This window comes from Phormidium tenue FACHB-1050 (genome assembly GCF_014696925.1).
Lineage (GTDB): Bacteria > Cyanobacteriota > Cyanobacteriia > Pseudanabaenales > Pseudanabaenaceae > Pseudanabaena.
Genome location: NZ_JACJQY010000005.1, coordinates 170,480 through 189,865, shown reverse-complemented (window position 1 = coordinate 189,865; position 19,386 = coordinate 170,480). Strand labels below are relative to the sequence as shown.

The 19,386-nt window shown below is 42.0% G+C and carries 25 protein-coding genes; 10 read left to right on the top strand and 15 right to left on the bottom strand.

Annotation, left to right across the window (positions count from 1 at the left end):
• Nucleotide 1: 1 nt before the first annotated feature.
• The 5 genes from H6G05_RS05445 to H6G05_RS05430 all read right to left on the bottom strand — a co-directional run bounded on the left by H6G05_RS05445 (nucleotide 2) and on the right by H6G05_RS05430 (nucleotide 2,558).
• Complete coding sequence (locus H6G05_RS05445; RefSeq protein ID WP_190577001.1) at nucleotides 2-448, bottom strand: CopD family protein; 447 nt, start codon at nucleotides 446-448, stop codon at nucleotides 2-4.
• 67 nt (nucleotides 449-515) lie between these two features.
• Complete coding sequence (locus tag H6G05_RS05440) at nucleotides 516-839, bottom strand: hemerythrin domain-containing protein (protein WP_242025266.1); 324 nt, start codon at nucleotides 837-839, stop codon at nucleotides 516-518.
• The gene (locus H6G05_RS25255) at nucleotides 829-957 is read right to left on the bottom strand and encodes a DUF542 domain-containing protein (RefSeq protein WP_242025264.1); all 129 of its coding nucleotides are present in this window, start codon (nucleotides 955-957) and stop codon (nucleotides 829-831) included. The genes H6G05_RS05440 and H6G05_RS25255 overlap by 11 nt, the downstream gene beginning before the upstream one ends.
• A gap of 62 nt (nucleotides 958-1,019) precedes the next feature.
• A complete protein-coding gene (locus tag H6G05_RS05435; protein ID WP_190577000.1) occupies nucleotides 1,020-1,394 on the bottom strand; it encodes a group I truncated hemoglobin in 375 nt (124 codons plus the stop codon).
• A gap of 495 nt (nucleotides 1,395-1,889) precedes the next feature.
• Nucleotides 1,890-2,558 carry a pentapeptide repeat-containing protein gene (locus H6G05_RS05430; protein WP_190576999.1) on the bottom strand — a complete coding sequence of 223 codons (669 nt, stop codon included), beginning with the start codon at nucleotides 2,556-2,558 and terminating at the stop codon, nucleotides 1,890-1,892.
• Between the two features lie 669 nt (nucleotides 2,559-3,227).
• Here H6G05_RS05430 and H6G05_RS05425 point away from each other — a divergent pair.
• The gene (locus H6G05_RS05425) at nucleotides 3,228-3,908 is read left to right on the top strand and encodes a Crp/Fnr family transcriptional regulator (RefSeq protein ID WP_190576998.1); all 681 of its coding nucleotides are present in this window, start codon (nucleotides 3,228-3,230) and stop codon (nucleotides 3,906-3,908) included.
• Between the two features lie 68 nt (nucleotides 3,909-3,976).
• Here H6G05_RS05425 and ispE read toward each other — a convergent pair whose 3' ends face one another.
• Nucleotides 3,977-4,885: a 4-(cytidine 5'-diphospho)-2-C-methyl-D-erythritol kinase gene (ispE, locus tag H6G05_RS05420; RefSeq protein ID WP_190576997.1), complete on the bottom strand. Its 909-nt coding sequence runs from the start codon at nucleotides 4,883-4,885 to the stop codon at nucleotides 3,977-3,979.
• Nucleotides 4,882-5,151, bottom strand: a complete 270-nt coding sequence (gene pipX, locus H6G05_RS05415; RefSeq protein ID WP_190576996.1) for a transcriptional coactivator PipX — start codon at nucleotides 5,149-5,151, stop codon at nucleotides 4,882-4,884. Before pipX ends, ispE begins: the two co-directional genes overlap by 4 nt.
• Before the next feature lie 247 nt (nucleotides 5,152-5,398).
• Between pipX and H6G05_RS05410 the strand changes: the two genes are divergently transcribed.
• The 4 genes from H6G05_RS05410 to H6G05_RS05395 all read left to right on the top strand — a co-directional run bounded on the left by H6G05_RS05410 (nucleotide 5,399) and on the right by H6G05_RS05395 (nucleotide 8,585).
• Nucleotides 5,399-5,806 (top strand): hypothetical protein, encoded by a 408-nt coding sequence (locus H6G05_RS05410; RefSeq protein ID WP_190576994.1) that lies wholly within the window; start codon nucleotides 5,399-5,401, stop codon nucleotides 5,804-5,806.
• Nucleotides 5,807-6,026: 220 nt separating this feature from the next.
• The gene (locus tag H6G05_RS05405; RefSeq protein WP_190576992.1) at nucleotides 6,027-6,209 is read left to right on the top strand and encodes a hypothetical protein; all 183 of its coding nucleotides are present in this window, start codon (nucleotides 6,027-6,029) and stop codon (nucleotides 6,207-6,209) included.
• The gene (locus H6G05_RS05400) at nucleotides 6,209-7,243 is read left to right on the top strand and encodes a fatty acid desaturase (protein ID WP_190576990.1); all 1,035 of its coding nucleotides are present in this window, start codon (nucleotides 6,209-6,211) and stop codon (nucleotides 7,241-7,243) included. Before H6G05_RS05405 ends, H6G05_RS05400 begins: the two co-directional genes overlap by 1 nt.
• A gap of 160 nt (nucleotides 7,244-7,403) precedes the next feature.
• The gene (locus tag H6G05_RS05395; RefSeq protein ID WP_190576988.1) at nucleotides 7,404-8,585 is read left to right on the top strand and encodes an RtcB family protein; all 1,182 of its coding nucleotides are present in this window, start codon (nucleotides 7,404-7,406) and stop codon (nucleotides 8,583-8,585) included.
• 101 nt (nucleotides 8,586-8,686) lie between these two features.
• Here the strand turns inward: H6G05_RS05395 and H6G05_RS05390 are convergent, their stop codons facing one another.
• The 4 genes from H6G05_RS05390 to ndhO form a co-directional block, all read right to left on the bottom strand.
• The gene (locus H6G05_RS05390) at nucleotides 8,687-9,025 is read right to left on the bottom strand and encodes a type II toxin-antitoxin system PemK/MazF family toxin (RefSeq protein WP_190576986.1); all 339 of its coding nucleotides are present in this window, start codon (nucleotides 9,023-9,025) and stop codon (nucleotides 8,687-8,689) included.
• Nucleotides 9,022-9,231 carry a hypothetical protein gene (locus tag H6G05_RS05385; RefSeq protein ID WP_190576984.1) on the bottom strand — a complete coding sequence of 70 codons (210 nt, stop codon included), beginning with the start codon at nucleotides 9,229-9,231 and terminating at the stop codon, nucleotides 9,022-9,024. Before H6G05_RS05385 ends, H6G05_RS05390 begins: the two co-directional genes overlap by 4 nt.
• A 143-nt stretch (nucleotides 9,232-9,374) precedes the next feature.
• Nucleotides 9,375-10,070, bottom strand: coding sequence for a 5'/3'-nucleotidase SurE (gene surE, locus H6G05_RS05380; RefSeq protein WP_190576982.1), 696 nt, complete (start codon nucleotides 10,068-10,070; stop codon nucleotides 9,375-9,377).
• A gap of 213 nt (nucleotides 10,071-10,283) precedes the next feature.
• Entirely contained in the window at nucleotides 10,284-10,502 is a 219-nt protein-coding gene (gene ndhO / locus H6G05_RS05375; protein ID WP_094532423.1) for an NAD(P)H-quinone oxidoreductase subunit O, read from the bottom strand.
• A 317-nt stretch (nucleotides 10,503-10,819) separates the two neighbouring features.
• Here ndhO and H6G05_RS05370 point away from each other — a divergent pair, with 317 nt between their 5' ends.
• Together H6G05_RS05370 and H6G05_RS05365 are read left to right on the top strand one after the other, a co-directional pair.
• Nucleotides 10,820-11,068 carry a Ycf34 family protein gene (locus H6G05_RS05370; protein WP_190576980.1) on the top strand — a complete coding sequence of 83 codons (249 nt, stop codon included), beginning with the start codon at nucleotides 10,820-10,822 and terminating at the stop codon, nucleotides 11,066-11,068.
• A gap of 198 nt (nucleotides 11,069-11,266) precedes the next feature.
• Nucleotides 11,267-12,208, top strand: a complete 942-nt coding sequence (locus tag H6G05_RS05365) for an N-acetylmuramoyl-L-alanine amidase-like domain-containing protein (protein WP_190576978.1) — start codon at nucleotides 11,267-11,269, stop codon at nucleotides 12,206-12,208.
• A 62-nt stretch (nucleotides 12,209-12,270) separates the two neighbouring features.
• On the opposite strand, the gene prmA is transcribed toward H6G05_RS05365, so the two are convergent.
• Complete coding sequence (gene prmA, locus H6G05_RS05360) at nucleotides 12,271-13,194, bottom strand: 50S ribosomal protein L11 methyltransferase (RefSeq protein WP_190576976.1); 924 nt, start codon at nucleotides 13,192-13,194, stop codon at nucleotides 12,271-12,273.
• A gap of 79 nt (nucleotides 13,195-13,273) precedes the next feature.
• Complete coding sequence (locus H6G05_RS05355; protein ID WP_190576974.1) at nucleotides 13,274-13,675, bottom strand: DUF4346 domain-containing protein; 402 nt, start codon at nucleotides 13,673-13,675, stop codon at nucleotides 13,274-13,276.
• A gap of 211 nt (nucleotides 13,676-13,886) precedes the next feature.
• Here H6G05_RS05355 and H6G05_RS05350 point away from each other — a divergent pair, with 211 nt between their 5' ends.
• Together H6G05_RS05350 and H6G05_RS05345 are read left to right on the top strand one after the other, a co-directional pair.
• Nucleotides 13,887-15,611, top strand: a complete 1,725-nt coding sequence (locus tag H6G05_RS05350; protein ID WP_190576972.1) for a serine/threonine-protein kinase — start codon at nucleotides 13,887-13,889, stop codon at nucleotides 15,609-15,611.
• A 55-nt stretch (nucleotides 15,612-15,666) separates the two neighbouring features.
• Nucleotides 15,667-16,473 (top strand): DUF429 domain-containing protein, encoded by an 807-nt coding sequence (locus H6G05_RS05345; protein ID WP_190576970.1) that lies wholly within the window; start codon nucleotides 15,667-15,669, stop codon nucleotides 16,471-16,473.
• Between the two features lie 134 nt (nucleotides 16,474-16,607).
• Here H6G05_RS05345 and H6G05_RS05340 read toward each other — a convergent pair whose 3' ends face one another.
• Both H6G05_RS05340 and cobA read right to left on the bottom strand, forming a co-directional pair.
• Nucleotides 16,608-16,988, bottom strand: a complete 381-nt coding sequence (locus H6G05_RS05340) for a HepT-like ribonuclease domain-containing protein (RefSeq protein ID WP_190576967.1) — start codon at nucleotides 16,986-16,988, stop codon at nucleotides 16,608-16,610.
• A 34-nt stretch (nucleotides 16,989-17,022) separates the two neighbouring features.
• The gene (gene cobA / locus H6G05_RS05335; protein WP_190576965.1) at nucleotides 17,023-17,802 is read right to left on the bottom strand and encodes a uroporphyrinogen-III C-methyltransferase; all 780 of its coding nucleotides are present in this window, start codon (nucleotides 17,800-17,802) and stop codon (nucleotides 17,023-17,025) included.
• Nucleotides 17,803-18,172: 370 nt separating this feature from the next.
• On the opposite strand from cobA, the gene H6G05_RS25790 reads away from it, so the two are divergent.
• Entirely contained in the window at nucleotides 18,173-19,375 is a 1,203-nt protein-coding gene (locus H6G05_RS25790) for a pentapeptide repeat-containing protein (protein ID WP_190576964.1), read from the top strand.
• Nucleotides 19,376-19,386 lie beyond the last annotated feature (11 nt).

Genomic DNA, 19,386 nt, shown 5'->3' with positions numbered 1-19,386 from the left:
TTTATGCAAAGCCGCCAAGGCGAATCCCTGCACCTAAAATCGCAAACAAAACGGCTAGGGTTGTGACTCCAATAATGTGATAAGCCAAGGAGTTCAAAGTTTCTTTAGTGAGATTAGGAATGATAAAAAAGCGGGCATGAATCGCCAGTGCTATCGTTCCTAACAATAGTAATAACTTGATGCCAATGTAAGTAGAGAGATATGAATCAAAAGAGAAGAAGTTCTGGAAACTTGGGAAATAAGTCCATGTAAGCCACAGCCCTGTGGTTACCTGTAACAAAAGGGCTGTCAGTCCAAACCCTTCAAAATGTTCTTCAAATTGATGAATGCGATCAGGATCGCGATGTTTGAGAGCTTGAGGTAGCACAGTTGCGGCTAATACCAGATGCCCACCTGTCCAGACAGTGGCTCCTAAGATATGCAAAACAACTAAAATTTTAAATAACATTTTGTGATTTACAGGCGCAACCTGCCTTGGTCTAGGTTTTATGGATATAGCGATCGCATAATTCTGATTAGCTTTGACTTGCTTTGATTTTCTCTAGAGCGATCGCTTTAGGAAAAAGCACATTATTTTCCTTATGAATATGCTGGTGCATATCCTGCTCAAAGTTCAGCAAACTATCAAGCATGGCGCGATAGGCGTTACAAGCCCATTCAGGTGGAGTGTAATTATCAGTGAGTTGACGTAGCTGACCGAGGGCAACGCCAGCTTCATCATGTTCAAATTCCATTTGATGTACAGGATTAGCGATCGTGCCGCAATGGAAAGAGGGAACGGCGGCGCTAGATTCTAACTGACGGATCATCGGGAATAAAATCTTTTCTTCATGCCTCATCCAGCGTTTTCTTGCTGCCACAGCAATAGTCAACTTTGGCTTGTTCAAACAGTCGCGAAAGAGAAGGGCGATCGCGAACGATTTCGCCTACGGTATCGCTGATTTGAAAAGTTGCCATATTTTAGTGTCCTGTTTTTTCTACATCAAAAGTGCTGTAAAGCAGCACTTTCGACAAAATACTTAGCCGTTCACGACATCTTTCTTGTGCTGAGGAGCCGCAGCTACTGCTGCTACCTCGGCCAATAGTTCATCAGCAACTCCCATCTCTTTGAGAGTAATCATCAAATCCTCAGCAACCGCATCAAAGTGAGTACCGTTTAAGCCCTGCTTTTCTACCAACTCCTTGTGAGCTTCGCGCATATAACGCCCGTCATATTTGTCAGTACCACCAAAGGCATAGGTGAGAAAGGCTTTCTGATGCGTCCTTTGCTTCTGCATATCGGTATTCTCAAAAAAGTGTTTGATGCGATCATCTTGTAATACTCTTTCGTAGAAGCGATCGACGGCTACATCAACTGCTGCTGCACCACCAAGCTTTTCAAATAATGTTGTCATATGCAATTTCTGTTTATCTAATCTATTGTCGATAGCATAGGAGAACATCACCTGAGAAGTCTTTGACTTAAGTCAAAACAAACTTAAAAAATTCTTAACTGATGTTATGGCAATGTCAGTTTTACTTAGGATATAAAGCCCCAATAAATGAAGGTGTGGTGCTTCGCACCACACCTTCATTTATTGGGGCATTGATTTGTCCTATCTCTATATAGCAATGTAAGAAATAGCTAGAACAAATCAAAAACCAGATAAGAGAAGGCGGCACGAAGTGCCGCCTTCTCTTATCTGGTTTTTATGTCCTAAGCAAACCTTACATTACTATAGATTGAAACTATTTCTGAAGTTGATGACTTAGACTAAATCCAGACTTTTGTTGAGTCAAAAAAACTTGAATTGAGTAACTTTTACGTTCTCGCAATTTAATTGACAAGTCCCCCCAGATTTCTGCGTAAAGGTTTTGAAAATCATCAAACCAGAATAAAGCTTTAGAACTTACTTGGAAGCTCCAAATTGAGACACGCTACCATTATAAACAGTGTCATCTGGCATACGTGCATTAGTTAGAACTGCACCTACAAACTTAGCACCTGTCAGAATTGCACCTGACAATCTACTTTTGCTCATCGCGGAGTTAGAAAAATCTACATTCGATAAATTCGATCTCAAAAACACAGCAAATTTGAGGTCGGCACTAGTCATGATCGCATTAGAAAAAATGGCATCTGCTGCGACCGCAAATGTTAAATCGCTATTGCTCAGGTTTGCTTTTGTAAAATCAGCCTTACTTAACGTCCCATTAGAGAGATTTGCTTTAGAGAGATTCGCTCCTGTCAGATTTGAGCCAGAGAGGTCAACTCCCAAGAGGACTGCCCCAGAGAGATTGGCGTTACTCAAATTCGCGCCTGTAACCTTGGCTTCATTAAGTAAAGTACCAGATAGATTTGCACCAGATAGATTTGCTTCCTGGAGATAACTACCATACAGATCTTTGTTAGATAGATCAGCTCCTGACAAATCGCACTTTGTACAGGCATTGGTCATCAATAGTTTGTCGAAGTCTTGCCTAGAAAAGGCTTGGGCGGGAAGATCAAAAAGCATGGGGCTGAAGAAAAGAGCGATCGCAATAGTTGGGAAGCCACGAAAAGAATCTTTAATGCTCATATTTTGAGGTTATAGTTTGGCAATAGAATTTGGAAAGAACTTTTGCTTCCTGGATGAATGTAGAGCTACAGTGCTTCGCATCGTAGATCTGCATTGGGTTTTAATTTTGTCTTAATTTTATGTCGTCGGATAAGCAAAATCGAGACCCCCCCGAATTTGCTAAATAATGCAGAACAAAAATCTTTCCATAACAATAGCAGAACAAAACGCGATGTGTAAATATTTTTGAGATATTACTCTGAGGTTGTTTAGGCTATCAAAAATTCAAACTACTCACTAGTGCAGCACGAAAAAACAAGGCTTTCAGACTTGTTACTCCCTTCTCAGTGAAAGAATAGACGTTGCGGCGCTTCGCGCCGCAACGCTATTTCTTGGTTTTACATGTCTATTTCTTCGGTGGGAAGGGAGTAGTTGCATATCGCGTATTAACAAAGCAAAAAAAAGCATCTAAAAAAGTATGTCCTAACCTTTTATTGCTATATGTGGAAAGAATTTTTGCGCTGGTAGAAGTCTAGGGCTGACAAGAGAGTAGAAACACTGAAAATCTACTGAGTGAGGTTTTGGGTTGAGCTTTCAAATGAGCTTATGCTCGTTTGAAAACTGCTATACAAATCTGTGATCTTTGGATTGGAAGTATAGTTGTTGAACGCAACGATCGCATTGAGGAAAATGTTAAACAAATTAGACTTGAGCCATTGGTTGCAGACGATTCTAATTTTTCGAGGATTATCGCCAGAGCAAATCATTCCTTTAGCTCAAATTGCTCAACTGCAAAAGTTTGATAAAGGCGAAGCAATTTTCCTTCAAGATAGTGAAGCAACAGGATTTTTCATAGTCTACACAGGACGAGTTAAGGTTTTTAAAATGGCTGCTAATGGCAAAGAACACATCTTACATTTGCTGAATGTGCAAGATTACTTTGCAGAAGTTCCCGCCCTCGATGGCAAAGCTTTCCCTGCCTCAGCGATCGCTTTGGAATACACAGAATTAATTTTCTTCCCTCGACTTCCCTTTCTCGATTTACTGCACCAATATCCTGCGATCGCAATCAATATGTTGATGAGTATTGCAAATCACTCACGCAAACTCGCGCATATGGTCGAAGAACTCTCTTGCAAAGATGTGCCACAAAGATTAGCGTCCTACTTATTGGATTTGAGCGATCGCGAAAGTGGAGCTAATGTCATAACTCTGGATGTCACCAAAACTCAATTAGCCGCAACTTTAGGAACGATTCCTGCGACTCTATCTAGAGCTTTTTACCGTCTTAGTAGTGAAGGATTAATTACGATCAATGGTTCACAGATTGAGTTATTAGATCGCGATCTCTTGCAAGATACCAGCGATTAGAATAAAGAACCGATTATTTGTGGCGCGGCGAAGCTGCGCCACAAATATGTTAAGCCCCTTGTCTGTGATCAAGCATCAAAGATTGATCTAACTAAGCTCTTTACTACCCATACATCAATGTCATCGGTTCTTACAGCCTCAGCAATTTGCTGAGCACGATCTAGATCGGGCGCAATCGCAAATACTGTTGATCCTGAACCAGACATCATTGCACCAAGACATTCTTGATCTAGCAATTTATTTTTTAGTTCAGCAATTGCAGGATACTGAGGCAATACTACTCGTTCGAGATCGTTGTACAGTAAGCGCCCAATTTTATGAGGTGCAGACTCACCACCAGAAGCAATTGCTGCCACGATTTGACTAGAGAGATTTTGATTTTTGACTTGACTCGTGGCGAGCAACTCCAGCTTTCGGAAAGTTTGATAAGCCCATGCAGTCGCGATCGCAATTTGGCGGGGCTTGCAAATTACTAAGACTAAATCTGTGAGATCGGGCAAAGGTGAAAGCACTTCACCACGACCTGTGGCTAAAGCCGTGCCACCAGAAACACAGAAGGGAATATCAGAACCTAACTGAGCCGCAAAATCACAAATCTGCGACTGGGTGAGTCCCAAATCCCAAAGGCGATCAATCCCCACAAAAACTGCGGCGGCATTAGCTGAACCACCAGCTAAACCAGCCCCCATCGGAATTTTCTTGTCGATCGCAATCTCCATGCCCCCAATCTCTGGGTAGAGGCTTTGCATCAAAGCAGCAGCTTTGTAAGCCAGATTGGAGCGATCGCAAGGTACTTCAGGGTTAGTACAAAGGATTTGAATTTCATCTGTACCGATTTTACGAATATCAACGCGATCGCATAGATCGATACTCTGCAAAATCATCACTAGATCGTGGTAACCATCAGCACGATTCCCCGTGATCTCGAGATAGAGATTAATTTTTGCCGCAGCCTTGAGAGAAATACGCGAGGTCATTGGGAAAAAGTTCGCTTATATATGTGTTGGAGATTTTTTTGATCAGTATCAGATCCACCACGACGCAGTGATCGCATTTGGTTTTCGACCATGAGTTTGGCATCTGCTCGTGAGACAGGCTCAAATTGAACGCCATCAGGACCAGTAGTAATTAGGAAAAACAACCTTTGTGCGTAGAGAGTGGTAAACAAACTACGAAACTCATCTACCCTACATAAGCGAGATAGCAAGCCAAAAGTAGGATGATTTAGATAGTGTTCGGACATTTGGCGGGCTAGAAAATTTAGTAAATTTGATGAACTAGGAGAGGTGAATTTTTTCTGTATCGTAAACAACATGAGTTTAACGAAATAATCAGGGAGGAGGATTTATCAAGAAGCTAAAGAATCCCCAGAGATCAGACAATACAACCTATTCGATAATATTACGCTTACTATTTTGATATGTTAAGTGCGATTAATCAGGAAATGTTATCAAACCTTAACGACTTTTTAGCTAGACTTCGAGTAAATTATGATTCAAATTTTTAATTTTCATGTTCTTTCAAGACTTGTTTTAGTTATAGTCCTGCTCCTTACCCTTTTGACCTCACCCTATCAAGCGATCGCTGCCGAACGTCGTCCTGTGATCCCCGCCCATGGTCAACCAATTCTCAGTGGTAATATGCATGGCTCTGACTGGATGGCGGCTTCCCAAGATTCTAAGCAAGCCTATTGTGAAGAAGCCTTTGCCGCCTTTCGCGGCTCTGCGGCTCAAAGCTATATCATTAGCCATAATATTCAGAGCCTGAGTCCAGAAGGACTATGCGATCGCATGGATCAGTACTATAGCCTCGAAGAATATGCCGATGATCGGCTCGGATCAGCCGCCGCGATCGCCCCCATCCTCTTTGCTGATACACCTCTTGGCACGAAATACTAATAAATAGGTCAACTTGCAGTCTTAACTTTGGGGCGAGGGAACAATGAGATTAAGACCATTGTCTGTGTGCTAAGTGACAGTTAATCAAATTCTAATCCGTATAATTACTCATTAGATATGTTTATGGGTATACAAAAATACACATGACATAAGCTAAAATCTGAGGCATAAATATTTTTGTGGTGTGACCGCGACGTTTTAAAAGCGTTTTAAAGGAAGTATGAGCAAACAAACTGAAGCCCTAACAAAAGAGATTTCTACATTGAACGTAACCGCTAAAAAGTTATATTCCGAAGAAGTTCAAGCCGAACTGGCGGAATTGCAATCTGATATCGATGTTCTTTTCCAGCAATTACAAAGCTTGAGCCGTCAACGCCTGACCACAGTAGGGAGTGCTCAGTAGTGGTTGCCATACAAAATTCCTCACACACTCTTACCCCTGAGACGACCCTCCGCGACATTATTAAAACTATCCCTTCTGAATACTTTGAGAAAAAACCTCTCAGAGCTTGGTTGAGTGTTTTATTTTCCTTAACGACCGCCGCGCTTGGTTATGCCAGCATTGCTTTTTCTCCTTGGTATTTGTTACCCTTTGCTTGGATCTTTACAGGTACGGCTCTCACAGGCTGGTTCGTAATTGGTCATGACTGCGGACATCGTTCCTTCTCCAATAAAATTTGGATTAATGATCTTGTAGGACATATTGCTTTCTTGCCATTAATTTTCCCTTTTCACGGTTGGCGCTTCAAGCATGATCACCATCATCTACATACCAATAAGATGGGCGAGGACAATGCTTGGTATCCTTTCACCGTTGAAGAATATGAAGAAGGTAAAGGTTTGATTTCTGGGGTATATCGCCTAATCCGTACTCGATTTTGGTGGATAGGTTCAATTATTCACTGGGCAAACTTACATTTTGATGCCAGTCTTTATCCTGAGCGTCAGCGTGATCAAGTTAAGTTTTCCTATCGTTTGGTTATCGCTTTTGCAGCGATCGCTTTTCCAGTTTTGATTTACACCACAGGTTTCTTAGGATTCATCAATTTCTTTTTGATGCCTTGGTTGGTTTATCACTTTTGGATGAGTACATTCACGATTGTTCACCACACGATGCCAGATATCCAGTTTAAAGATAAGGATAAATGGCACGCTGCCACCGATCAGCTAACAGGAACTGTCCATTGCGACTATCCTGCTTGGGTAGAATGGCTATGTCACGATATTAATGTGCATGTACCTCACCATGTTTCGACAGGTATTCCTTCGTATAACTTGCGTCTAGCGCACAAGTCTCTTGATGAGAATTGGGGACAGTATCTGTACAAAACTAAGTTTTCTTGGGAATTGATGAAGGATATAGGCGATCGCTGCCATATCTATGACGCAGAAAAATGCTACAAAACCTTTTCTGAAGTTGATGCTAAATCAGTTTAGTTGGCATTAAATTTAATCCTGAAGAAAGAGATGTTGCTAAGCAACATCTCTTTCTTTGTTCAGGGCTGCGCTTTGCGCTGCCCTGAACTTTTGGGATTAATGCTATTGCGAGATTATGTTTCATATTGTAGTATGCATACTACAATATGAAATTAAGACTATGCCTTATCAACAGTTAAATATCTCAACACCCAAGCCTGTCTTGTCTTGGGCTGATCATGATCTAGGTTATGAAGAAACCAAAATGGCAAAAAATGTTGCATCCTTGCCATTTGTGTTTAAGCATGTAGCCCTCATGCCTGACGTACATCTCGGTAAGGGCGCTCTCGTTGGTTCTGTGATTGCCACTAAAGAAGCGATCGTACCTGCGGCGGTAGGCGTAGACATTGGCTGTGGCATGGCAGCAATTAAGACTCCATTTCTTTATGAACAACTAGAAGGTAAGCTTAAGCAAATTCGTTTAGAAATAGAAACTGCAATCCCCGTAGGTTTTAATGACAATAAGGAAGTTGAAAAACCAGTGCTAAATTGGCAAGGATGGCGAGAATTCCGCGAATTACATTCAGGAGTTCAACATCTGGAAGGTAAAGCGATGAAGCAAATGGGTTCTCTAGGTGGAGGTAATCACTTCATAGAGGTTTGCATAGATACAGATAATCAAGTGTGGCTGATGCTTCATTCTGGTTCTCGAAATATTGGCAATATGCTGGCTCAAAGACATATCGATACAGCCAAAAATCTCGCACGGTTAGCGGAAAATTCTTTGCCTGATAAGGATCTTGCTTATTTTATTGCGGGTACTTCTGAATTCGCAGCTTATTGGCGAGATTTGCAATGGGCGCAGGAATATGCACGTTTCAATCGCGATGTCATGATGGCAAGATTTAAGAAGATCATCGAGAAGTTTGCTAGCGGCGGTAAGCCTGTGAAGCCTTTACTAACTGTAAACTGTCATCATAACTATGCAGAAAAAGAAACTCATTTTGGAGAACATGTCTATGTCACTCGCAAAGGTGCAGTAAGGGCAAGAACTGAGGACTACGGAATTATTCCTGGATCAATGGGAGCGAAGTCTTTCATTGTCAAAGGAAAAAGTAATGCCGAAAGTTATTGCTCCTGTTCTCACGGGGCTGGGCGTTTGCTATCGCGGAGTAAGGCGAAGGATCAATTCACTTTAGATGACTTAATTCAGCAGACTCAGGGCATTGAGTGTCGCAAGGATACTGGCATCATTGATGAGATTCCTGCGGCTTATAAACCAATTGAGCAAGTGATGAATCAGCAATCTGATCTAGTAGAAGTAGTTGCGACTTTGAAGCAGATTGTCTGTGTTAAGGGGTAAATAGAGAAAAATGGGAAGAATCGCTTAGCGATTCTTCCCATTTTCCGCCAAGGGCGATCGCTCAAAAAATCTATCCACCCAGCCAACTTACCAAATCATTTTCAAAGCTTAAATGCATTAATTAAAGCTAAATTCAACTGTTGAGTTTGTCGATTGCCTAGTTTTCCTAATCGTCTGGCAATCAGCCCTCGCTCGATTGTCGCAATTCTCGTAACTCTTACCTTAGAAGCAACTTTTAAACCTGTACCTTGAAATTCTTCATCGGTTGGATTAAGTCTAAATTCTCCTTCATTCAGATTCTCAACACCTTGTGAAGATATGAAACATAGTGTTACATCATTATTTCTTGAATCAGCCCATAAAACGATCGCAGGGCGCAGTTTTGTTTGACTTAGATCTGTAAAGGGGAATGGGACTAAAACGATATCTCCCTTATTCACGAGACTGGCTCTCCATCTGCAAGGGTATATAAGTCTGGCTCATCATCTAGAAAGTCCAAAGATTTACCATTTTGAGCCATAAGTGTTAATTCATGGGTGGATGGTTCAGACAAGGAATGAAATAATCTTTCTGTAAAATAGTCCTGTTCTTCTTTGTTAAAGGACAAAACAATCTGGATAATTGACTCGACAAGTTTTGTGTTCATATTCTTGAAAATCTAAATTACTCTGTTAATTTGTAACTTAAAACAAGGGATATAACCATATTTATCTGTTTTATAAAATATAGCGTTTTTCAAGAAAGCGAGTTGTTTAGCTATGTTTCCCCTCCTTTGGCGGGGAAACATAGCTAAACACCCATTTGGGTGACAGAAATTTTGCCAGAGAAGCAGACATCAACATCGGTATTGGGAGCGCGATCGCGAAGATTGTAACGACCTGCATAAGTTACGCGATCGCCATCGACTTTAAACCCCAATGGCAATGGCTGACTCGACTTTTCGCAAAATACAATCTCAGGACTCTTGCCCAAATCTTCAACTTCTAAATGCGGCAAATTCACATTCCAATAGGACTGCGGTGGAAGTTGAATTTCTAACAGTTGCTTAATTACCCTAGCAGAAGTCTCGGCTGCCCAATTCCAGTCAAACTCTCTGCGCCGATCGCGATAATGGGAAATAGCGATCGCAGGAACATTATGAAAAGCTGCTTCGCGCACTGCTGCTACTGTCCCCGACATATAGACATCCACGCCCATATTACCGCCATGATTGATGCCCGATAGTACCAGTTTCACATCGCTGTACAAATGCGCGATCGCCACCCTTACACAGTCCGCAGGAGAACCATCAATGGCATAGGCATGTTCGTCACGTTGAGAAATTGCGATCGGTGCATGGGTAGTGACTTGATGTCCGCATCCTGAATATTCTCGGATTGGTGCAGCGATCGCCCCTTTAGTTCCAAATACCAGTTCTGTAGCTTGCTGCAAAGACCAAATCCCTTCAGCATCAATGCCATCGTCATTGGTCAAAATAATTGTCATGTTTTTTAAATATATTCTTACAGCAATAGCGATCCTAAATGATTTGTAAGATTTGGAGGGTTATGAGAGTGCACCCCTTCGGGGCGCACTCTCATAACCTATTTAGGATTGCTAAATTACCGATAAAATGAACTACAAAAGATCCTTTGAGACTGTTGCGAAGCGACAGTCTCAAAGGATCTTTTGGGTTTGAGCGCAAAGCGCTGTAAATGATTAAGCAGCTTGTTCTTCTAGTTGATCCTTGTGTAGCCAGATTGCAGGGGTTGGCACTTTACCAAATTTAATTTGGACATAATCACCACGAAACTCCAATACTTCTCCCCATGTTTCAAATAGGTAAGAAGACCAGCGAGTATCATTTGCCATTGCCTCAGGGCTATTTTCTAATTTTTCACGAATAGCGCGAACGAGTGTGCCTTTCTTCAGAGCCATAATGTTTAATGCAACAAATTATTAAGGATTTATAACTGCTAGTAGGTATTGTATAGCAAACCGATATGTTGTTTTCAGCACCATCCAGCGATTTGCGCCCAAACCCAAACCAAGAAATAATTTAAAAGGGTTGCTTTGCAACCCTTTTAAATTATTTCTTGTGGTTGGATTGGTAATCGCTGTCAGAGATGAAAACAACATATTGCTGTCAAAACATTGCTTTCAAAAAAGCCAAAAGATGAGTGGCGGCACGCAGTGCCGCCACTCATCTTTTGGCTTTTTTGTTAAGATAGCCCCATGAATTAGGTATAACTGCCATGTGCATCTGCATCAATTGCACCTATGTCGATCGCTGCACCACCTATCACTCTGTTGAATCACTACATCTGCAACCACATTTGACAAATCATCCAGACTTTGAAGCAACCTCACCAACGATTAATGTCAATATCCGTACTGAGTCTGAAGACATTCAAATGGAATGGGATGTGGTCGGTTGTGAGAGTTTTACACAAGAGTTGGGAAAATGGATGAAATTACGCCCTGGGGAACTGGTTCCAACTTAAAATATTTTCATCAAAATATAGCAATGTAAAAGATAGCTCGGACAAAAATCAAAACCAAAAAGATGAGTGGCGGCGCGAAGCGCCGCCACTCATCTTTTTGCAAAACTTACATTGCTATATAAGCTGTGCTTTGCACAGCTTATATTTTGGGCTTGTTCATTGCTATACTGCTAAGCCTACAGACTAGGTGCGGGGTTTATGCAAGAAATTGAAAATCTATTTTTTATGTGTTCCTTACTAGGCAACATATTTATAGGGTTCCCCATCAATAATTGTATTCAGCATCAGCAAGATAAACCTAGACTGATATCTAAGCAAATTACTGAGCCTCAAAAGCGATCCACTGCAAATATTGCCACTCAGAAATTAGAATATCAGCGATTGATGCAGTCCTTAGGTGATCGCCAGTTATCCCAATTACCTATAGACAAAGTTCTGCAAACTGTTTCTGCCAAATTTCTAGGTGCAACCTATCGCGAAGGTTTGTTAGATCAAGGCGATGCTGAAAAACTATTTATCTCACTTATAGAATTCGACTGTGTGCTTTTTGTGGAAACGGTTTTAGCATTTTCACGCAATTTACTTTCTCCAAATTCAAGTTATGAGAATTTTGTGAGGAATGTTCAAACAGTTCGATATACAGATGGCAAACTAGATGGTTATTGCAGTCGTTTACATTATTTCTCAGCATGGATACGCGACAATCAAAAAAGGAATATTGTGCGCGATCGCACTGCTGAATTAGGAGGGATTCCTCTCCATAAGACTCTGAACTTTATGAGCAGTAATTGGCAAAAGTATCCACGTCTAAAGAATAATGAAGCCAATCGTCAATGCATTTTAGTAATGGAAAAGCAGATCGCATTAGAGACGAGATCGCATCCACTACAATATATTCCTAGCTCCAAAATTCGTTCTATCTATCCATTACTCAAAGCGGGTGACATTATTGCTGTGACGACGGATATTCAAGGGCTGGATACTACGCATACAGGTTTTGTTTATCCTACTAGCAATGGGATAGGACTGATCCATGCGTCACCATCAGGAAAAGTCAAAGTTTCTCCCGATTTACAGCGTTACGTTGAAGGGGTTGATCATGCGATCGGGATTATGGTTGCAAGTCCCACTCACCCGTAGGGGCGATTCATGAATAGCCCCTACAGAATATTAGAGAACAAGGCGCTTAAGCGCCTTGTTCTCTAATATTCCGAACGCCTAATTGTCAAACAAGCCCATTCTTGCCGCTTCCAAAATGTAGCAATTACCCATTTGTGAGCATCCAGAGCCTCAGCAACCTTTGGTACTTGCTCAACCAAAATTCCACTTAAAATCCCCCAGCCATTTTCACCAACTAGCTTATCGAAATGGGGAACCATATCAACAATGATATCGGCAAGAATATTACAGGTAAACCCATTCGCAGGTGCAGGCATATGGGCAATCAAGTCTTGAATACTGCCTTCTGCAACCCAGATTTTATCTTCAGGAATATCATTTAGTTGGCGATTGTGATTAGTTGCCTTGATCGCCAGAATGTCATTATCGATCGCATAGGTTTGACTTGCCCCAATCAGCAAAGCCCCAATACTGAGAATCCCTGAACCGCAACCAACATCGGCAACCACAATATTATCTTCGGGCTTTGCACCCCAAAGACGCATTTCTAAAGCTTCTAAACAAAGCTGTGTAGTGGCATGAGCGCCAGTACCAAAAGCACTACCAGGATCAAGACGTAGAATTTTGCGATCGCCATCGGTGGGCGGATCAATCCATGCTGGATAAATTACCAACATGTCACCGATTTCCTGTGGACTCCAATGTTGTTTCCAGCTCGATGACCAATCCTCGTCGTTAATTACTGTCCATTGGGTAATTGGTGCTTCGTAATTCCAAGCGATCGCATCTTGCTTTAGCCATAGCGCCAAAGCCGCTAGATCTAAAACATTACCTTTTTCAACAGGCAAATAACTGCTAACGCGAATCTCTCCGTCTTTTTTTTGGCTTGCCATTCCTTGACAGCCAAAATTTTGTAGTCGCCAGAAAATCTGCTCTTCTAGAGACTGTTCGGCTATAACTTGGATTTCCCACCAACTGTTGTTAGAGGTAAGGCTCAAAGGTGACATCTGGCGCTTATGACTATGATATGAATGATTATATTTGGGTACATGCGATCGTGCGAAGCGCTGAATATCGTAACAATCTCTAGTCTTGGATATATTCTTGTTGCTGCAACAGTGCTAATTCTGCTCGTTGCGCTTCACGACCTAAATATGCAGCATGGTCAAATAGTGTAACAGGACAAGGATGGGTGTTTTCAAAGATTTCTACACATAGTTCCTTAGCAGTACGACCTGTAAATAACTGCACTGCTTGGCGATCAACTTTACCTTTAGCAGGAATTGGCTTTCCTGTCTCAGGATCAACGGCTAAGCCCTGCTCATTGATGATATTGCTGTAGTGTTTCGCACAAATTAAATTTTGTTGGCGATCTACATAAATAATAAAGTAGCCACTAGGATCGAGAGCTAGCGATCGCTTTGATAATTGCTCATCAATGGTCTGGAGTTGTTGAGTAAGTAAGTGCGTGTCAGCAGTCAAGTTCATTAACTTTGAGGCAAGAGAATATTTTTCTTATCTATGATACGACTTACAGCGCTGAAGTTTTGCAGAACTGACTGATCCTATACAATGAAACATAGCAATCCTAGATGAGTTTTGAGAGCGCCCGTTCGGGAGGCTCTCAAAACTCTCCAATTCTTACAATATAGAGCAAATTTCCAACTTGCCATAGCCTATAACTAGAGGGGCGATCGCCATGCCAGCCAAAGTACTTGATGGACGTTACAAACTAATTAAGCAAATCGGTGCAGGTGGATTTGGGCATACATTTATCGCGAGGGATATGCGCCGACCTGGATCGCCACCCTGCGTTGTCAAGCAATTAAAACCCGCTAGTGATGATCCTAGTTTTATTCGGGAGGCAAGACGGCTATTTAACACTGAGGCAGAAACTCTTGAAAAGTTAGGCAGGCATGACCAGATCCCACAATTGCTTGCCTATTTTGAGGAAGATAAGCAGTTCTTTTTAGTACAAGAATTTGTAGAAGGGCGATCGCTTCATGACGAACTCAAAGCCCCTTTGCCTGAAGTGTCAGATTTAGATAACGAACCGCAAGATCGGATTCTGGCGGAGCTTGCCAATATAGACGCACCAGTGCGAGACAAACAACTCAGCGAAGTTGAAGTAATTCAGATTTTGAAAGATGTTCTTGATGTTTTGGAATTTGTTCATTCAGAAGGGGTAATCCATCGCGATATTAAGCCAGACAACTTAATTCGCCGTAAGAAAGATCGCAAAATTGTCCTAATTGACTTTGGTGCGGTGAGAGCTATGCAAGATGCTAGTACCCAACTGACCGCCAATGAGAAAGGGGAATCACGATTTACGGTCACCATCGGCACACCTGGTTATATGCCCAGTGAGCAATGTGCAGGGAGACCAACTTACAGCAGTGATATTTATGCTCTGGGTATGGTGGCGATTAAGGCTCTTACAGGTTACGGTCCCACTGATCTGCCAACCGATCCTGCTACGGGGGAACTAGTCTGGCGCGATAAAGCACAGGTTAGTAACGGACTAGCCATGGTATTAACTCGGATGGTGCGATATCACTATACACAACGATATCAATCAATACGTGAGGTCAATCAAGGTATTAGCACCTTTGCGACGATGACTGAAGTGGAGCGTCAAGCCACAACAAGCAAGATTGTCAGGACAACTGTTCTTAATGGAACGGACAAATTAGCTAACTCTAATGTGGCGACTTCTTACAAATCTAGTTCCACCACTCGTCGAACAGTTCCCGCTCCATCTGCTAGCTCTAACTCAGGAGTTCTATTTCTATTTGGTGGACTGTTGGCAGTAGTAGCGGTAATTGCTGCTTTTGCTTTACCAGCAATGATGCGAAATAATCAGCCCGCAGTTATTGTCAATAATCCAGCGATACCTGTCAAGCCGATAGTACCTGAAGCTAGTCCTAGTCCAACATCAGCAACCATTTCTAATACTTCTATAAATCAAGTTATCAATTTAGAAGTTAACAAGGATTCCTTCTTTCCTAGCAAAATCGTGGGCGATGGCACGCATACTTATACAATTCAGGCTAAGTCTGGTCAATTGCTCAGTACAGCAATTACAGGTAATGGACTATTACTTACTGTCCTGAATGCTCAAGGGGTTCCCCTATCCAATGCTGTTAATGTTGTCAATGCCGATGTCCCCATTACATCTGATGGAGCCTATGTCGTGCAGATCAAGGGTATTGGCGGCACTTCTGAGATCCCCTATCAACTAAAACTTAATCTGAAGGAAACGGCGATCGCTCAACCAACAGCCAGTCCCACAACTCCTCCCTTAACTTCTCCATTAGTGTCACCAACTCCCACATCGACAACGCCAATTCCTCCATCCCCAACACCTACAGCAACACCAACACCCCCACCTCCACAAATCGAAATTAAAGTTAGAGATAGATAAGAAGCAAATTTTTTGTGGCACGGCAAAGCCGCGTCATTTCTAGTTTGAGAACACCATGAAAATATATGGAATTGATTTTACGAGCGCACCTAGTAAAACAAAGGTAATTACTTGTGTAGAGTCATTTTTAGAAGCAGATATTCTACATATTGAGAAGTTCTATCGGTTTACAGACTTTCTCTCTTTTATGGAATTTCTTCAGCGATCGCCATCTTGGATTGCTGGGGTGGATTTTCCTTTAGGACAGCCTCGCAAATTAATCGAGAACTTGCAATGGGGAGAAACTTGGGCAGAATATGTTGCTCACATTGGGCAGATGACTAAGCAGGAATTTGTGGAAACCTTAAATCAATATCGTCAGGGTCGAGCTAATGGCGATCGCGAACATTTGCGTCAAACTGATCGGCTCACAGGTGCAATTAGTCCGATGAAAATTTATGGTGTGCCTGTAGGGAAAATGTTTTTTGAAGGCGCACCTAGAATGCTTAAGACTGGGTTTAGCATTTTGCCTTGTCATCCCACTGACGATCCACGCATTGTCATGGAGATTTACCCTGCCCTAATCGCAAGGGGCCTTATTGGCAAGCAAAGCTATAAATCCGATAACAAGCGAAAACAAACCTCAGAAATGAAATTTTTGCGTCAAGAAATAATTAATCAGGTGCGATCGCCTCTATCTCTAACAAAATACGGCTTTGATGTCGAAGTTAATCAACAGCTTAACGGGGAATGTGTAAATGATCCATCAGGAGACACAATCGATGCTGTACTTGCGGCAATTCAAGCAGCACATGCTTCTCGACAAGAAAACTATGGAATTCCTGAAACCTGCGATCGCCTTGAAGGATGGATCTGTGCATAAAAAAGACAGCACGAAGTGCTGTCTTTTTTTATATAGCTATAGCCACCTGTATCAAATCAAAACCCAAATAGTGTGAGGCGGCGCTTCGCGCCGCCTCACACTACTTGGGTTTAAGAATGGCGACAGCTATAGAGTTATAAATTGGCGATCGCTTTTCGCATTAACTCTTTGATAAAAGGCACATCATGGTGAGTTAACTCCCACAAAGTATTGAGATCCACTTCTAAATAGCCAAACATTAAGCTATCACCCACACTAGTCAAGCGTCGCCAATTAATTTGGGGATACTGATCCATAAAACTAATCGGCAATCGCTTCGCCGTTGCACCGATCAGCCCAATCGCCCTTTCTACTGCAAAAATCGTTTTTTGATCGCGACTAAACTGCATAAAATCTATCTCTGATACAAATGACTCCGTAGCCACGATCGCCTCTAAAATGTCCTGTATTTGTACTTCAAGACGATGGTTATTATTCTCGATTTCAGCAGGAATACTCGCTTTACTATTTGTCATTAGCTTTTTTCCCTTCAAAAGACTAGTCTAACATTCAGACGCAATTGCGAAAGTTGACAATATTGCCTATCACAGCGATCGCAGGTGGCGTAAAGTTACTTTCTTGAACAAGTTCAACAATATTACCCAAACAGCCAATTAATTCAGACTGATCGGCGCGGGTTCCCTGACGAATTAAAGCTACAGGTGTCGTTTCAGGTAAGCCAGCCGCGATTACTTTGGGAACAATTTCACCTAAATTATGCAATCCCATATATACCACTATCGTTTCCGCAGCCTGAGCGATCGCTGTCCAGTTAATCTGGGGTCGATATTTCCCCGCCGACTCATGCCCTGTCACAAAAATTACCGACGAGCTAAAATCACGATGGGTCAGGGGAATACCTGCATAGGCAGGAGCAGCAATCCCTGAAGTAATACCAGGAACAACCTCCACTGCAATTCCCGCCGTTCGCAAGTCGGCAAGCTCTTCACCGCCACGCCCAAAAATGAACGGATCTCCCCCTTTCAAACGCACGACTATGGAATGTTCCTGAGCTTTCTCAATTAATAACTTCGTAGTCTCTTCTTGCAGCAAAGAATGATTACCACGACGCTTACCTGCATGAATTTTCTCCGCGATCGGGTTAATCATCGCCAGAATCTCATCGCTGACCAAAGCATCGTAAAGCACTACATCACAGGTTTCTAATAATGCTTTGCCTTTCAGAGTCATCAACCCTGAGTCCCCAGGTCCCGCACCAACTAAATAAACCTTACCTAAAAACCGATCTGAGGCAGGCTTAATAACTTGTTGTAAATCAGTATTTGTCATTCGTTATCAAAACCTTAATCAAAACTTGAGTATCTAAGCCAAATATTGCAAGGCGATCTCATCTTCATTTTCCTCATGTATTGTATTTATAGAAGTTATAAAGTTCATCGCGAAGCGCCGTATTTTATAACAAATCACTCTAATTGTAGAAGTTATAAAGTTCATCGCGAAGCGCTTTACTTTATAAAAATATTCTAGAAGTTAGGAAGTAGATCATGAATCGTCATGTTTCCTAGAAATTGAGACGCAGCCATCTTGTCAAGCCAAATCAAGGAGAAATAAAGAACGCACACATATTTAATTAGTTTAAGAATATGTCTAAAAATCTTCTTGAGATGTAACGAGTACAACGAATCAAAATGAGGCAGGCGTGAATCTTACCGACTTTACTAAAGCAAATCTTACCAAATCAAGCCTAGAAGGAATCAACCTCAAGGGAGCAGATCTCAAGCGCGTTAATCTTAGTAGTGCCAAACTAGCAGATGCGATGCTTTCCAAAGCGAACCTTACAGGTGCATTTCTCCATAAAGCGGATTTAAATCGAGCCAATCTGGTCGAAGCAAATTTAACCGAAGCAAATCTTACCTCCGCTTTCTTAATCAAAGCCGATCTTCAAAGAGCCTGCCTCAATGAAGCCTATTTAGTTGCCGCCAATCTCAATTCGGCTAATTTAACTAGCGCATCTTTGATTAGCGCCGATCTCAGTCTTGCCACCCTCACAGGAGCCTGCCTCAACGGTGCAAATCTCAGTCGGGCTAAGCTGAATGGCACATTTTTTATTGAGTCGAATTTATTGGGAGCAGATCTAAGTGATTCTGACTTCACGGGTGCACTGATGATTAAGGCAAATCTCAGCGGTGCAAACCTAAGTCAGGCTTGCTTGATGAACGTTGATTTGACGGAAGCCAATCTCACAGGCGCAGAGTTGCAGGGAGTCGATCTCAGTGGTGCTATCTTAAATGCCGCAAATCTCAATGCTGTTGATCTTGTTGAGGCTAATTTAAGTGGTGGTTCACTTAGTCGCGCTAACTTGGGCTGGGCAAATTTATTAAGAGCTAATCTAGAAAAAGCAAATTTAGTAGGCTCAGATCTAAGTTGGGCAAATCTGAACGAAGCCAACTTATCCGAAGCTGACTTGAGTTGGACAAATCTCACGGGTGCATTTTTGATGAAATCCAACCTCGGTGGTGCAAATCTGAACGGTGTTAATCTATCCAATGCCAATCTCAGTGGTGCAAATTTAAGTGGTGCTAACTTAATGGGTGCAAATTTAAGTGGCGCTGATTTGAGCAATGTTGATCTACGTGGTGCTTACTTAATCCGCACTAATTTACACAATGCAATTTTGAATGAAGCAAATCTAACGGGTGCAAATCTTGATGAAGCAGTACTAAACGGAGCCAGTTTAAATAGAGCTAATCTCAATCGCGCCAACCTTACTAGAGCTAGTTTGACAGGGGCTAATTTGAAAGGTGCTTTTATGTTGTGGACAAACCTGAGAGGAGCTTTCATGCTATGGACAAATTTAGACGGGGCAAATATGACAGGAGCAATTTTGCCAACGGACAAGTAATAACCGCATAG

Coding starts and splice junctions, on each gene's coding strand:
- H6G05_RS05445 (WP_190577001.1), bottom strand. CDS start 448: ATGTTATTTAAAATTTTAGTTGTTTTGCATATCTTAGGAGCCACTGTC.
- H6G05_RS05350 (WP_190576972.1), top strand. CDS start 13,887: ATGCCAGCCAAAGTACTTGATGGACGTTACAAACTAATTAAGCAAATC.
- H6G05_RS05405 (WP_190576992.1), top strand. CDS start 6,027: ATGAGCAAACAAACTGAAGCCCTAACAAAAGAGATTTCTACATTGAAC.
- H6G05_RS05345 (WP_190576970.1), top strand. CDS start 15,667: ATGAAAATATATGGAATTGATTTTACGAGCGCACCTAGTAAAACAAAG.
- H6G05_RS25255 (WP_242025264.1), bottom strand. CDS start 957: ATGGCAACTTTTCAAATCAGCGATACCGTAGGCGAAATCGTTCGCGAT.
- H6G05_RS05410 (WP_190576994.1), top strand. CDS start 5,399: ATGATTCAAATTTTTAATTTTCATGTTCTTTCAAGACTTGTTTTAGTT.
- H6G05_RS05355 (WP_190576974.1), bottom strand. CDS start 13,675: ATGAACTTGACTGCTGACACGCACTTACTTACTCAACAACTCCAGACC.
- pipX (WP_190576996.1), bottom strand. CDS start 5,151: ATGTCCGAACACTATCTAAATCATCCTACTTTTGGCTTGCTATCTCGC.
- ndhO (WP_094532423.1), bottom strand. CDS start 10,502: ATGGCTCTGAAGAAAGGCACACTCGTTCGCGCTATTCGTGAAAAATTA.
- H6G05_RS05435 (WP_190577000.1), bottom strand. CDS start 1,394: ATGACAACATTATTTGAAAAGCTTGGTGGTGCAGCAGCAGTTGATGTA.
- surE (WP_190576982.1), bottom strand. CDS start 10,070: ATGACAATTATTTTGACCAATGACGATGGCATTGATGCTGAAGGGATT.
- H6G05_RS05370 (WP_190576980.1), top strand. CDS start 10,820: ATGTGCATCTGCATCAATTGCACCTATGTCGATCGCTGCACCACCTAT.
- ispE (WP_190576997.1), bottom strand. CDS start 4,885: ATGACCTCGCGTATTTCTCTCAAGGCTGCGGCAAAAATTAATCTCTAT.
- H6G05_RS05395 (WP_190576988.1), top strand. CDS start 7,404: ATGCCTTATCAACAGTTAAATATCTCAACACCCAAGCCTGTCTTGTCT.
- prmA (WP_190576976.1), bottom strand. CDS start 13,194: ATGTCACCTTTGAGCCTTACCTCTAACAACAGTTGGTGGGAAATCCAA.
- H6G05_RS05440 (WP_242025266.1), bottom strand. CDS start 839: ATGAGGCATGAAGAAAAGATTTTATTCCCGATGATCCGTCAGTTAGAA.
- cobA (WP_190576965.1), bottom strand. CDS start 17,802: ATGACAAATACTGATTTACAACAAGTTATTAAGCCTGCCTCAGATCGG.
- H6G05_RS05365 (WP_190576978.1), top strand. CDS start 11,267: ATGCAAGAAATTGAAAATCTATTTTTTATGTGTTCCTTACTAGGCAAC.
- H6G05_RS05430 (WP_190576999.1), bottom strand. CDS start 2,558: ATGAGCATTAAAGATTCTTTTCGTGGCTTCCCAACTATTGCGATCGCT.
- H6G05_RS05340 (WP_190576967.1), bottom strand. CDS start 16,988: ATGACAAATAGTAAAGCGAGTATTCCTGCTGAAATCGAGAATAATAAC.
- H6G05_RS05385 (WP_190576984.1), bottom strand. CDS start 9,231: ATGAACACAAAACTTGTCGAGTCAATTATCCAGATTGTTTTGTCCTTT.
- H6G05_RS05425 (WP_190576998.1), top strand. CDS start 3,228: ATGTTAAACAAATTAGACTTGAGCCATTGGTTGCAGACGATTCTAATT.